The organism is Flavobacterium sp. P21, from assembly GCF_050632225.1.
Classification (GTDB): Bacteria; Bacteroidota; Bacteroidia; order Flavobacteriales; family Flavobacteriaceae; genus Flavobacterium.
Genome location: NZ_CP192585.1, coordinates 1635630 through 1649962, shown reverse-complemented (window position 1 = coordinate 1649962; position 14333 = coordinate 1635630). Strand labels below are relative to the sequence as shown.

Annotated in this window: 7 protein-coding genes and 2 pseudogenes; 3 read left to right on the top strand and 6 right to left on the bottom strand. The window is 34.4% G+C overall.

Annotated features, from left to right (window positions below):
* Positions 1–31 precede the first annotated feature (31 nt).
* The 3 genes from ACQ9BO_RS08100 to ACQ9BO_RS08090 are packed head-to-tail and all read right to left on the bottom strand — an operon-like array spanning position 32 to position 2442.
* On the bottom strand, positions 32–1522 hold the full coding sequence (locus ACQ9BO_RS08100; protein WP_431244301.1) for an RICIN domain-containing protein: 1491 nt from the start codon (positions 1520–1522) through the stop codon (positions 32–34).
* A complete protein-coding gene (locus ACQ9BO_RS08095; protein ID WP_431244300.1) occupies positions 1497–2129 on the bottom strand; it encodes a hypothetical protein in 633 nt (210 codons plus the stop codon). Before ACQ9BO_RS08095 ends, ACQ9BO_RS08100 begins: the two co-directional genes overlap by 26 nt.
* Positions 2122–2442, bottom strand: coding sequence for a hypothetical protein (locus tag ACQ9BO_RS08090; protein WP_431244299.1), 321 nt, complete (start codon positions 2440–2442; stop codon positions 2122–2124). Before ACQ9BO_RS08090 ends, ACQ9BO_RS08095 begins: the two co-directional genes overlap by 8 nt.
* A gap of 387 nt (positions 2443–2829) precedes the next feature.
* On the opposite strand from ACQ9BO_RS08090, the gene ACQ9BO_RS08085 reads away from it, so the two are divergent.
* From ACQ9BO_RS08085 to ACQ9BO_RS08075, 3 genes are all read left to right on the top strand, one after another.
* Positions 2830–3240 carry a group III truncated hemoglobin gene (locus ACQ9BO_RS08085; RefSeq protein ID WP_431244298.1) on the top strand — a complete coding sequence of 137 codons (411 nt, stop codon included), beginning with the start codon at positions 2830–2832 and terminating at the stop codon, positions 3238–3240.
* Between the two features lie 103 nt (positions 3241–3343).
* Complete coding sequence (locus ACQ9BO_RS08080; protein ID WP_431244297.1) at positions 3344–3787, top strand: hypothetical protein; 444 nt, start codon at positions 3344–3346, stop codon at positions 3785–3787.
* A 137-nt stretch (positions 3788–3924) separates the two neighbouring features.
* Entirely contained in the window at positions 3925–5700 is a 1776-nt protein-coding gene (locus ACQ9BO_RS08075; RefSeq protein ID WP_431244296.1) for an aromatic amino acid hydroxylase, read from the top strand.
* Positions 5701–5921: 221 nt separating this feature from the next.
* Here the strand turns inward: ACQ9BO_RS08075 and ACQ9BO_RS08070 are convergent.
* The 3 genes and pseudogenes from ACQ9BO_RS08070 to ACQ9BO_RS08060 all read right to left on the bottom strand — a co-directional run bounded on the left by ACQ9BO_RS08070 (position 5922) and on the right by ACQ9BO_RS08060 (position 14160).
* A pseudogene (locus tag ACQ9BO_RS08070) lies at positions 5922–6550 on the bottom strand (DUF4230 domain-containing protein).
* A gap of 210 nt (positions 6551–6760) precedes the next feature.
* Positions 6761–9079: a BamA/TamA family outer membrane protein gene (locus ACQ9BO_RS08065; RefSeq protein ID WP_431244295.1), complete on the bottom strand. Its 2319-nt coding sequence runs from the start codon at positions 9077–9079 to the stop codon at positions 6761–6763.
* Positions 9063–14160, bottom strand: a pseudogene (locus ACQ9BO_RS08060) (translocation/assembly module TamB domain-containing protein). Before ACQ9BO_RS08060 ends, ACQ9BO_RS08065 begins: the two are co-directional and overlap by 17 nt.
* Positions 14161–14333 lie beyond the last annotated feature (173 nt).

Below are 14333 nucleotides of genomic sequence, written 5' to 3'. Positions count from 1 at the left end.
AAAATTACTAATTGAATTCTAGATTTGTAATTTATTGTTTTAAAACTTTTTTCGAATAGGCTCCTTTGCTGTCGTTTACTCTCACCACATAAATCCCTTTTGGCAATCTCGAAATTTCAATTTCAGCTTGCCTTCCTTCGAAATTCATATTTTTCTTTAAAACGCTTTGTCCTTCAAGTGAGAATATTTCAACATTGGCACTTCCGGTATGGTTAGTATCAATTTTTAAATAATCATTTGATGAATTAATAAAAATCACCATATCATTTGGATTTTCTTCTTCGGCTGGAGCGGTTTGCACCAATGCTTTTTTTGCTGTAGATTCCACTTGAACAAACTGCCATTGCTGATTTAATCCGCCAGTATAATCCCATACCTGAATATTAGCTCCATTTGCTGTCGAAACATTTTCAACATCAAGAGACTTTCCGGTATTTACATTGGTAATTTTATAATATCCACCACTAAGGCTTGCCACTGTCCATTTAAATTCATTAGAATTAACAAAAGTCCTTTGCTGTACTTTTAGACCATTTGCGGTTCCGTTATTTTCAACTGCCAAATACATTCCCGTTGATTTCACAATGATGTAATAATTTCCACTTCCATCTGAAACAAATTTCCATCTTTGGTTGCTTCCTCCGCCATTGGTAACATCATATTGCTGAATTCTTCCACCGCTACTTGTAGAATTATCAGCAACATCTAAACCTTTGTTACTGTTTCTTGAAAGGATATTATAGTACCCAGGAAACCCAGTACTTGAAGCATTTACTGTAATTGCACTTGTCGCCGTTTTAGCTCCATCTACAGTTGTAACTGTTATTGTTGCGCTTCCTGCGACAACTCCTGTAACTAATCCGTTTGAGTTTACGGTTGCCACTGAAGTATTGCTTGAACTCCAATTTACAGCTGTATTTGATGCATTACTTGGAGAAACTGTTGCTGTCAACTGTTGTGTTTGTCCTGCTGTAATTGTTGCCGCAGTCGGGCTTACACTTACTCCCGTTACTGCGACCGTACCTCCTGTTCCCCAAGTAAAAGTAACTGCAGATGATCCTGGAACTGCATAATTAAATGCTGATGAGCCAGAAACCACTTTTATCGTATTTGACGATCCAGAAGTATTATAAAGTACAAGAGCAATAGATCCGTCAGTGTTTTTAAATCCAACTGATAAAATGCTTCCGCTTGTGCTAGAAGAACTAATTCTTACTGCGCCCGGTTTCACATATTTAGAAATTTGGCCGATAATATAGTACGCAACATTTTTAGTATAGCTTGTACTATTATTTACCGTAATAGCTCCTAAACAGGTATTGCAACCGCCTGGCGTATGTGGCCCCATGCTTGAATTATTGGCCGCATTCCATTCTAAAACTGTTTTCGACCAGTTGTTTGTACTGCCAATAACAACATTTTGCATATGCCAGCCAAAATCGCCACTGAAGCTTCCTCCAGAACCTGTGTATTGTTCTGTAAAATAAACGTTTTTATTAGTCTGCGTTTTTACGGTTGACATTGCAGAGATATTTCCTAAATACAAGTGAAACAGCCGCACCATCAACATAACTGCTGTTGTTTAAAACATCAATTGGATATGCAGTATTATCGCAATTGTGATCAAAAGCAATAATCTTGACACCGCCATATCCAGCGATGACCAATTGTGGCCCAAGTTGCTGATTGATAAAATTCTTTTGTTCTGTAGAATTCATCAGCATGCTTGGCTCGTTGTTTGGATTTTCAGGTTCGTTTTGCGGCGTGATTGCCCAAATCGAAATTCCTTGCGCCTGCATAGCCTGAATATATTTCACAAAATATTTGGCGTAAGCCGCATAATATTGCGTCTGTAAACTTCCGCCAACCCAAGAACCGTTGGTTTTCATCCATCGCGGTGCCGTCCAAGGAGTTGCCAATATTTTAATATTCGGATTGATCAACTGAATCTTTTTGATAATCGGAATCAAATAAGTCAAATCTGGACCGTTTAAACTAAAGTTATTCATATTAGTATCTCCCGAAGTTTCATTGTAACTATATGAAGAACTGCTTAAATCTGAAGTCGCTATACTAATACGAATCACACTTGCGTTTAATCCTGTAGTTGGATTATACAAATCATTCAATAACTGATTTTGTCGTCGTTGTCGCCATTCCGCTTATCACTTCGGCACTACCTTCTGTAAGCGTGTAACCAAAGCCGTCCATTGTTTGATAGGTTGTCCCTGCATTAACTGTAACTGTAGAAGGATTGGTTCCTGAGTTTGTTCCAAAACTTACAGTTGCCTGCTGTTGAAGTAATTTTGTCTGATCGCCTGATGTTATAAAAGGCGTAACCGTCTGAGCATTTGTTTTTGTAATACATAAAAGCATTATTATAATGACTTGTGTCATAAAAGCTTTTACCCGATTTGTAGGTTTTTGAGTAGTTTTGTGCATAAATCTTGTGGTTTTTGTGGTTTGTTGATAGTTAACGTTTTCTCATTTTATTATGATTATTTTTATTAAAACGAATCAAAAATATATCAATTTTAGCGAAATCGATATAATTGAAACTTTACAAATACACATCATTTGTAAAATTTACCTTAACAAAAACTTATCTATTTAAAAATCAAAACATTGACTACTAAACATTTAAACAAAATAAAAACACAAAAAATCTTACTTTTTATCACACAACCGCCTTTATACTCAAAAAAGAGGATGTTTTTATAAGTTAAATAGATTGTTTTGAGAGCAAAAAATCCTCTTGTTAAATGACAAATATCATGGATTAAGCAAGAAGTTATATCGTATTTTTGCAATTCATTTTAGAAAAAAACAATGAATGCCCTTAAAGATATTTCGACTTTAGAAGATATTAAACAGATGGTGAACAGCTTTTATGACAATGTTAGAAAAGATGATCTCATTGGCCCGATATTTAATGATAAATTACAAGATCGATGGGAGCCACATTTACAAAAAATGTATGGCTTTTGGCAAACTATTTTATTTGATGTCCGTGCTTATTCAGGAACTCCCTTTCCTCCGCACAAACAATTACCAGTCGATAAAACTCATTTTGATCGTTGGATTGAAATTTTCAACACTACAATTGATGCACAATTTGCAGGTCCATTAACTGAAGAAGCTAAAATGCGTGCCACCAATATGGCTTTTATGTTCAATCATAAAATTGAATATTTCAGAAATGCCGAAAATGAATTGAGAAATTCACTTAAGAAATCCTAAAAGTAAATTTCAAAAATTTAGAAGATGTTGTTATTTTTTAAATAAATTTGGTTCAACGCAAGCCCATCTTAACCAAATTAAAAACCTACTAAATGTTTTTCGTATGAAAAAAATAATATTGCTTTTTATAATTTGCTTCTCATTTTTCAATACAATTCAGGCCCAAACAGCACCAACTTCAAATTTATATCAAGGAACTGTTGATGGAAAAACACCGATAACAGTTTATATAAAAACGGAGGAAAATCCATGCACAGCCGATTTAATGTACACTTCGATGTACCGTTACAATAAATCCAAAAACTGGATTCAGCTCAATATTACTCAAAACAGAAAAGCTGAAAATGAATTTATCATGGTAGAACATGACTTTAGCGGTGTACTGATTTTAAAGAAAACGAACAATACTTTTTCAGGGTTGTGGATTAGTCCAGATACCAAAAAACAATTAAAAGTTGATTTGAAAGAAGCAACAATGACCAAAAAAGAACTAGAAAACTTTGAAAAAACAATGGAAAAAGTCAATTATGAGAATAATGACTGTTAAAATCCATTTTCTTGCAAAGCTAGAAAAACCTATAAAAACGCAATAAAACACACTTTCGAATAAAAATTTTGTGATGAATAGCAAAAATTAGCGGTCTAAATTCGTAATTTTACATTCTAATCTACAACGTTTTCGAAATGAATGCATCTATAGAAACAAATCCGTTATTGGAGCGATTGCCAAAACATTTAAAGCAATTTATTAAGCCTCAAGATTATAGTGATTACACACCTATCAATCAAGCGGTTTGGCGCTATGTAATGCGCAAAAATGTAGATTATCTTTCAAAAGTTGCTCATCACTCCTATTTAGATGGTTTGAAGAAAACCGGAATCGAGATTGATTCTATTCCGAGTATGTATGGAATGAACAGAATCCTGACTGAAATTGGCTGGGCGGCGGTAGCCGTTGACGGATTTATTCCGCCAAATGCTTTTATGGAATTTCAGGCTTATAATGTTTTAGTTATTGCTTCAGATATTCGACAATTAGAACATATTGAATATACGCCAGCTCCGGATATTATTCACGAAGGCGCCGGCCACGCTCCTATTATTGCTAATCCTGAGTATGCTGAATACTTGAGACGTTTTGGTGAAATTGGATGTAAAGCGATTTCTTCTCATAAGGATTACCAAATGTATGAAGCGATTCGTTTGCTTTCGATTTTGAAAGAAGCTGAAGATACTCCACAGGAAAAAATCGACGAAGCTGAAAAAGCGGTTGCCGATTTACAAAACAACATGGGCGAACTTTCTGAAATGGCTCAAATTCGTAATTTACATTGGTGGACAGTTGAATACGGATTAATCGGAACTGTTGAAAATCCAAAAATATATGGCGCCGGATTACTTTCTTCTATTGGTGAAAGTGCTCACTGTATGACTAATAATGTGAAAAAAATCCCTTATGATATTTCGGCGACGAATCAAAATTTTGATATTACGCAACTGCAACCTCAACTTTATGTAACACCAACTTTCTCTTATTTGAGTTTGATTTTGGAAGAATTTGCAAATAAAATGGCTTTACGAACTGGAGGGCTTTCTGGAATCCAAAAACTGATTCAATCAAACGCTTTGGGAACAATCGAATTGAGTACAGGTTTACAAATTTCCGGAGTTTTCACGAATGTAATTGAAGAAGAAGGAAAACCGGTTTATATACAGACAACCGGAAAAACAGCTTTGGCTTACCGCGAAAAAGAATTAGTTGGCCACGGAACTTTAACGCATCCGCATGGATTTGGAAGTCCGATTGGGAAACTGAAAGGTTTTAATCTGGCTATTGAAGATATGAGTCCGAAGGATTTACAGGCTTACAGCATTGTTGAAGGAGAAAAAATAAAACTAGAATTTGAAGGCAATATTATTGTTGAAGGTGAAATCATTACAGGTTCTAGAAACCTTCACGGCGAAATTATTTTGATCAGTTTTAGAAATTGTACTGTAACTCATGGCGAAACAATTTTGTTTCAGCCGGAATGGGGAAATTACGATATGGCGATTGGTAAAAAAGTAGTTTCTGCTTTTTCCGGTCCAGCCGATGTGAATAGTTTTGACTTAATCAATATCGTTCCGACAACTAAAACGATAAAAGCAAAACATACTGACGAGCGTGATGAATTAGAGATTTTATACGCAACAGTTCGAAATATCCGAAATAATAAAGATGCTAAAACGGAATTAAAATCGGTTTTTGAGAAAGTTAAAAACAATCATTCCAACGATTGGTTATTGTCTGTTGAAATTGCTGAACTTTTGAAGGATTCTGATGAGAAACAACTTTTACAGGAAGTATTAGTTCATCTTGATCAATTGAAAATTAAACGTCCTGAAGTAGCGCATTTAATTTCTGGCGGATTGGATTTGATTTTTGATAGTTCTTTGCCAAATTTGCCACAAAGGCACTAGGACTCTAAGTTTTTTAAATTGCCTCCTGCTTTAGCTGGAGGAAAAATAAGTCAACAGAAAAGGCTTTAGCCAAAACTCATTTTTTGGGCTAAAGCCTTTTTCAATTCATTACAAATACCTCCAGCTAAAGCAGGAGGCAATTCAATAAATCATTTTAATCCTATAATCTGTGGCAAAAAGCCTTTGCGCCTATGTAACTTTGCCTCTTTAAGCCTCAAAAACTATAATTTCAAATCCTGAGTCAACTCGGTCTCTGATTCAATAGTTTTTCCTTCATATTGCAGTTTCCAGCCCATTGAATTTGTCATAATCAAAATCTTAGACAACTCGCTTATTAATCGGTTTTCAGCGTTTGTTTTTAATGAAGATGTTTCGATTTTTTTGCCAGATTCGCTTTTACCGATTTATTGATTTTATTGTAATCATCTCCAGTAAATTGATTCATTTGACTTTGCTCGATGTCGTAAAACTTAATATCAGGATTGATTGTGATTTCTTCTTTTGGAATATTTAGAATGGTAATTGTTTTGTTTTTTTCGTCAATATCATATTTCATTTTATGCAAATCGTAGGCAACCGTCACATTCGCATTTACAACAACAAGCGCTTTCTTTTCAAAAGAAATCATATCCATTAAGTACTTCTGCTGATTTTTATAGGTTATAACTTCTGAAAAATGTCCTTCGGTCACAACCAGTTTTCCAACATTAAGAATCTGTTGCTGAATTAAATTGGTATTATACTCAATATCTTTATCATCATCTTTTTTAAATTGGCAGAATTTGAAAGCCAAAATAATGACTAAAACAATTGCTCCAACACCGATAATTCTTTTGATTAAGTTTTGCATTCCTCTAAAATATTTTAGACCAATTTACTGCTTTTTTTCCTTTTTTTCCGCCACGAATTCACGAATTATATTAATTTTCTGAAATGTTTAAAAGTTGAATTATTCGAATTTTAATTTGTGAAATTGATTAAAAAAACCAACGCCAAGATTAGATAAAATTCGTGAATTGCTTCGCCTGTTCGCTATCGCTCGAGTCGTGGCAAAAAAACCTTAAAATGGATATCCAATAGCAATATTCAAAATCAGATTATCTTTTCGCCAGGAACTACTTCCGAAATTTATATCATCAATTACCCATCGTTGTCCGTCTGGCAAGGCAGGATTTCTAAGCGGAATCGCTAAATCTGTTCTCAAAACAAAGAATGACAAATCAAAACGTAATCCGGCACCAGCGCCAACAGCAATCTCTTTCATAAAATCTTTTGAGATTTCAGCTCCAGGTTTGTCAGGATCTGCATGCAAGAGCCAAATATTTCCTGCATCTAAAAAAACTGCACCTCTTACAATACTGAAAAGTTTTGCACGATATTCTGTATTGAATTCCAATTTCAAATCTGCCGATTGATCTGGTGTATAATTTGAATTTGTTGTGTTGGGTGGAATTACATAACTTCCAGGACCGAGCGTTCTTGCTCTAAAGGCACGAATACTATTGGTTCCACCGACTACAAATTGTTTTGATGCGGGAAGTGTATTTGAATTTCCGTAAGCAAATCCCATTCCGACAATCAATCTGCTGGCCAGTTCGCTCTCTTTTCCCAATTTCAAATAATGTCTGAAATCAGATCTGATTTTTACATATTGACTAAACGGAACATCAAATATTGTTTTTACTTTATTTGGATAATCTGCGCCCGTAACTAAGCCCGTAAGGTTTCCTGCCAAGTCTAATTCACCATTAAAATAAATAGTGTTTTTTAGGCGTTTCTGCATCGTATTCGTGTAGGTATAATTGTAAGTTGGACCAAAAATCAATTGCTTTTCAATTACTTTTCCTAATGCCGGATCAGCTTTAATATCTTCTAAATATTCTTCCGTAACATGATTCGGACTTACATATGTCACATCTACGACGTTTAATTGATGTTCTTTTCGGATATTTTCTTTCCACAAATAACCAAACGTCGAGTTGAAAGAATTCAGTGCATACAACTGCGTTCTTTTTTGGTATTCGTATCTTAAAGTAGCTTTAGTTCTTGGCACAAATTCGCTATTTCCTTCAATATGAAAAGGCGTTATAAATCTCGGCCAGGTCAAACTAACTTCTCCTCCGAGTTTGTAAATATTTTTTCCTTTATTGACACCGCCCAACTGAAAATCGGCACCACCAAAAACCGATGCTGTAAACAATTCGGCACCTTTTAAAAAGTTTCGATTATTCCAATTTAAATTGAGTTCTGTACCGGTATAACTCGCCGAATTCGTTTTTCCGATCACCTCAACTCTTATAAATTTCTTAGGCAAAAGCGTCAGATAATAATACGAATCCAAAGCATTACTGATAGAATCTGATGGCTTAAATTCATTTTTTACAAAGCTAAAAGTACCCAGATTCACAAATCGGTTCAACGTTAAATTATGGTCTTTTCTATTGTATAAATCTCCTTTTTTAAAATAAATAGTGCGATCATACACTCTTGGTTTAAAGGTTTCCGTAGTATCTATAATAGTGAAATCTTTGTATTGCGTTATGTTTCGTTTTCTATAAACTGCAGTGTCATTTCCAAAAGAATAATTGGGATACACAAATATGTTATTGATTTTGTAAGCCGTTAAAGCTTTAGCCGACGTTTCGTCTTTTATAACCAATCTGATTTTTACTTCGTGATCGCCTTTACTGCTGTCTACTTTTGCTAAAATATAATCCGGATTAAAATAGAAATAACCTTTTTCTTTTAATCGCGCATCGATGCGTTCTCTTTCCGCTTTTATGACATCCAAATCGTAGGGATTTCCAACTTTCAGCAAACTTCTTCGACTGGATCTGGCGATTATTTTTGACATTTTCAGAGAATCATCAGGAAAAGTCACGCTCTTAATAATGTATTGTTTTTTAGGAACAACAATATATTCTGCCGTTACTCTTTTGTTTCGCACAGTTGAATCGGCGCTTACACGAGTTTTAAAATAACCTCTGTTTTCGGTAAAATTGCGCAAAACCGATGCATTGTATTCTAAATCTACTTTACTGAAAAGTACCGGTTCTTCTCCCACTTTATTCTTCAGCCAATATCTAAATCCTTTTTGTTTTTTGGGTGTTCCGGCAATATTATAAAACCATAATTTCGGGCGCAAACCTAAAAATGTTTTATTTGGTTTTGGGCGAAGTAATCCTTCCAATTCTGTTTCCATTGCCTTTCTCTCTTTCTTTTTCATAATGGAATCCTTCACTTCTACAGAACCGCCAGTATAAAGCAAATCACCTTCCGGAAGATATTTTGTATTACTGCATCCCAAAACAAAAAACAGGAACGTCAGCATAAAATACTTTGCAAAATGAGATTTTATATGATTATGTTTTTTGTTCATTTCCTTTAATTTGATTTTCCTGATCTTCTTCCAGTTGCTTCTTTTCTTTCTCCTTTTGTTTTTGCTTTTCTTTTCGGAGTTTTTCTTCTCTGATCAATTCTTTTTCTTTTTCTGTACGATGAAAAAGTTCTCTGAATTTATTGTAACTCATCGTGATAACAAAAGCAACGCCTGTTTCTATGACCTGACCTTCTACTGCGACCTGGTATTGATTTTTTCGGTACGCGCGAACCATATATCGGCCATCTTTTGTTAGCTGGTAATCGAGTGCTACGTCTCCGGCAATATTGGTACTTTCCTCATTAGCACGCTCAGCGCCTTCTACACCAAAACTGCTTCCTACCGTAACTTTTAAACGATCATCTAATAATTTTTTAGAAACCTCAACATTCAGATCGGTTCTGTTTTGCATCGTTCCTGTGGTATAATCTTCAGTTGATTCTAAGTCAAAATTGACTTCAAATCCTGTGATTAAATCTCCCGCAAGATTATTTAATTGCTGTGACAGAATCTTGCTCACACTTTGTCTTGCCATAGATTCTGCACTTGTACCACCACTTTGACTCGCAAACGGATTTTCGCCTACAAATCGGTTTAATAATAAAAGCGCAAAAACCTGTTTGTTCAACTCCGCCGGATCTTGCTCTATTTGCTTTAATTTTGATTGTGTTAACGTAACAACATCAGTAGAAACATCGTAGTTTCCGTCCGGAAGCTCGATTCCAAATGAAATTTCCGGTTTCATTAATTCGCCATTCATTTTCAATAAAGTCTGAAAAGGAAGTTTTTGCTTATAGGTATTTATTACAACCTGATCTTTGCCTGCCAATTGATTGCCAAGCAAATCTATTGGAGCCGCATTGACTTTATAAATCGCAGTAATATTTACATTTGCCTGTGTAGGTTCGCCATTCCAGGTGATAAAACTTCCTTTCTGAATGTCAAATTTTCTTTTTATTCCGTTAAAGTTCATTTCGTAAGCACCATCAGAAAACTCATATTTTCCTGTCAAAGTAGTTTTTCCGGACTGATCAATTCCGCCAACCAATTCGGCTTCGCCTTTTAATTTTAAATAGTCGCCATTGGCTTTATCAATCAGCAAAGTCAGTTCAGCTTCTGGATCTATAGAAATGGCGACGTTTACATCCATTCCTTTCAATTCCGATTGATCCAATTTATTTTTCATGTCAACCGTTTGTTTCAGATACATATTATCTTCATCCACAAACTCAACAATTCCTTCCCGATCTGCAATTGACGGATCTGACTGAGGCATCACAACCGTAAACTCAGTTTCTTTATTGATTTTAATCGTTCCATCAACAACCGGACTTTCAAGACTTCCTTTGATGTTCAGTTTTGTATCCAAAAATAAATCGCCGTAAAACAAATCATTGTCGGCAGGTTTAGAATTAATTGCTCTAAAATCATTTGCCTCAACAAGAAGATTAAAATTGTATTTCACAAAATCAGCCGATTGAACGGTTCCGTTGACAAACAATTCATTATCGTTTTCATCTAAAAGAGAAAATTTATCAAACGAAATTATTCCTTCATTGAAAGTGATTTTTTCTTTACCAGTTTTAAAATAAGAATTCAGTTGGGTCACTCTAAAACCAGCGTCATTAAAATTCAATTCGCCGTTTATTTTTGGTGCCGAAGTATTTCCTGTAATTTTAAAATTTCCGGACAGAAATCCTGTTCCTTCCGAAATATTCCCCATACTAAAGCCTTGAATGCTTTTAATATGCAACGTATTAATCGCAACGTCCAAATCAAAATTTCCTTCTGCTATTTTATATTCTCCTGTAAGTTTTACATCGTTTCCTTCGTCGCTCAAAACAACATTTGCATAAAGCGTATCAGCCGTTTTGTTGTCTACTTTTATTTCTAAATCGCCAACTTTTTCTCCTTTAAAATTAAAATCATCTATTTTTAAATCAGATGTAAAAGTTGGTTTTGTCATTACATTTTCGACCAAAGCATTTCCGTTTACCAAACCTTGAATCAGTGCTTGATCTTTGGAAATCATATTCATAATGGTTCCGATTTTGAAGTTTACAAAATCGACTTGCAATGGCGAATTATTTTGTGTTCCCTGAGACTGAATTTTCAATTCATCGCCTTCATGATTCAAATAAAATTTATTGATATAAAGTCTTTTATCTCCAAATTCGATTGCATTTTCTGGATCGACATTCCATTTTTCATAATTTAAAACAAAACTCTCAGAATCAATTTTAAAGACGTTTTTTGCATTTTCATGGTTCAAGTTTCCGGCAATAAAATACTGCTGTTTCTCTTTGGCATCTTTTACTTCTAAAGCGTAAGTAAGTTCATTATTTTCTACTTTTCCGGACAAACTCGTAAACGGAATTTTGAGCGAACCGCTTTCAATGGTTGCCACAGAAACCAAATAACTTAAAGCATTATCTTTTGTTTCGATATTTATTTTTCCGTCCGAAATGGTATTTCCGCCATAAACAATTCTCGGAATCGTTCCTTTTACTTCCAAAGAATCTTTTTGGCTGTTGTATTTTCCGTTTATCTCAAAAGGCTCTAAACCTGTCAATTTTGGAAGCAATTTTAAAAGCACTGGATCATTATCAACTTTCAAACTAAACGCCAGTCTTTGCTCGTCTGATTCGGCATTGACTTTTGGGTTTTGAAGATCAATATATTTCGATAAAGATTTCTGAATTGAATTTGCCAGCGTCGTCAATTTATATTTTCCTACGACTTCTGCTTTTAAAAATTGAGACGAAATTTTGATCGAATTGGTGTCTTTGTTCGCAAAAGCAATAACACGAATGGAATCTAAAACAACAGGTTCTTTGTCCTGCAAAATCTGAATGTTTGACAGAAATACTTTTCCGTTCAGAAAATCGGGATTGCTGTTGGCAATATCAGCATCAACATTTCCGCGGAGTTTCATCGGGCCAGCGTGAAGATTCAGTTTCTCCAAATCTGCAATATCCAGGTTTAGTTTTAATTTTATTGCCGGATATTTCTCTTTTGTGTTTCCGCTGGCAACCAAATCAAAATCCAGATTTGGATCCTGCATTCCTGATTTTACTGCGAAAGATCCGTTTTTGATATTTCCTTTTAAAGCTAAATCTTTATAAGTATATCGATTAAAAACCGCTTTCTGAACCAATCCGTCAACAACTGCATTCGCCGTTTTTGGATCTAAACCGTTGCCTTTGACTTTCGCTTTAAGCGTAATTTTTCCGATTGAATCGTTTTTGATTAATCGGCCGAGATCGAAGTCATTTAAAGAAACTACGGCGTCGTATTTTTCTCTTTTTTAATTCGTTGATCGAATAACGCATCGATTTTTGCATTTCCGAAACTGCTATTTAAATCCAGATTGGTTTTAAAATTCTGCACTGCACCTTTAAACTTTCCAACCAAACTCAATTGAGAAGGAATTTGAATATTGTTAGGAATTGTTCCTTTCGGCACAAATGAATAAATATCTTTTGAAGTGCTCGAAAGTTTTTTAATATTCAAATCGTAATAGGCTTTTTGCGCATCAGGAAGCCCTTTTATCTTCCCCGAAAGGGAAATTTTTGTTGTTCCTATTCCGCTCATTTCAAATTGCGGAATATTCAAATCTTTTACTTTTCCACTGACACGGCTGTCTACATACAAAATCGCATTTGGATTACTCTTAAACGGATTCGTGTTTTGAAGCGTAGGAACAAATAATAAAATGTCTTTAAAACCGATTTTTGAATCTTTTAAGTTGGCATCAATGGCAAGATTTCCTAGATCTTTTTGAAGCGATTCTAATGATTTGTATTCGGCTATAATTTTATCCTGAATAAGCGTTTGAGGTGTTTTTAAATACAGATTTTCCAGAGAAGCATTTTTTGGTCCGTAGAAAAAATTGGTTTTTAAAGATTGTATTTGCAAACCGCTTTTTTCGTTTACCGTAAGTTTATTGATGTTTCCTGAAATTGTATCATTTCCATAATATAATTTCTCCGCTTCAAAGTTGAATTTACTCAAATCCAAATGACTATAATCTAAACCTTTTGCAACTGGTTTTGATTGCATATCATCAAATTTGAAGGCAACATTTTCAATATTTACTTTGTTTAATTTTGCTTTCCAACCGGCTTGTTTTATCGCAGTTGTATCTAAATTTGGCGTTTGAATTTGTTTGTCTTTAGCGCCTAATCGCAAATTCCCGCTTAAGTTTTTTACTTCGAAAGAATCAAAATCCAAAAGCTGTTTGTTCAAATCGATTTCGTTTACCGCCAGATTTAAATTTCCTAAGCGAATGCCTGAATTTAATTTCGAATCTTTGTTATCGTATAAAATATCAATTTTGGATAAAGTAATTTTGTTTAATGCCAATTTGAAATCCGGCCGTTTCGAAATCGTATCAACCGTTTTAACCGAAACCTCCGCAATTTTCTCTACAACATCCTGATCCAAAACAACTTTTAATCCATCTAAATTAATTGTCGGAATATTGAAATCCATTTCATCCAAATCGAATTTCTTGAATTTGGTATCGAAATGCGTCAGATTTACGCGAATATCATTTTTGGCAAAATCGTCTTTAAAATTGAATTTTACCTGATCGAGGTTTACTTTTACAACAGAAATTTTAAAAGGTTTTGCATTTGGATCATCAACTTTTGGTTCTTTTGATTCGAATGCTTTGATGATGTAATCGAAATTGAAAACGCCTTTTTTGTCTCGTGAAATATTGGCTTTTACATTTTCAAGCGAAACCGAATTGATTTCGAGTTCACTACTAACCAATTTAAAAAGGTCAACATCAACTTCTAATCGTTTACCCGCCAGCAAAGTATCTTTTTTTGATCTTCAAAATAGAAACCTTCCAGCACTACATCTTTTGGAAATTTTATCGAAATATAATCTAAGGAAACTTTTGTTTTTATCTTGTCCTGAAGATAGTTGACCGCTTTATTTTTAACGAAATTCTGAACCGACGGAACCTGAATTAACACAATAAGAAGCAATAAAAGTGCAATTACAGAAACCACGCACCAAACCAGTACACGAAATATTCTTTTAAAAATAGGAATGGATTTCTTATTCATACTTCATTAAAATACCTGATTTAATTGCTTCTGAAAAAAGCACACTTTCACATTTTACAAAATTGCAAAACATAAAGCCCTAACAATTTACATAATTATTAGGAAATATTCTAAAATTTCATTGTGAAATGGCTATTTTTCAGTTCTTACTTTACGCAAAACCTAAATAGAAC

Bases quoted from the DNA above. Each gene is read 5' to 3' on its own strand.
- ACQ9BO_RS08100 (WP_431244301.1), bottom strand. From the start codon at position 1,522: ATGTCAACCGTAAAAACGCAGACTAATAAAAACGTTTATTTTACAGAA.
- ACQ9BO_RS08090 (WP_431244299.1), bottom strand. From the start codon at position 2,442: ATGCACAAAACTACTCAAAAACCTACAAATCGGGTAAAAGCTTTTATG.
- ACQ9BO_RS08085 (WP_431244298.1), top strand. From the start codon at position 2,830: ATGAATGCCCTTAAAGATATTTCGACTTTAGAAGATATTAAACAGATG.
- ACQ9BO_RS08080 (WP_431244297.1), top strand. From the start codon at position 3,344: ATGAAAAAAATAATATTGCTTTTTATAATTTGCTTCTCATTTTTCAAT.
- ACQ9BO_RS08075 (WP_431244296.1), top strand. From the start codon at position 3,925: ATGAATGCATCTATAGAAACAAATCCGTTATTGGAGCGATTGCCAAAA.
- ACQ9BO_RS08065 (WP_431244295.1), bottom strand. From the start codon at position 9,079: ATGAACAAAAAACATAATCATATAAAATCTCATTTTGCAAAGTATTTT.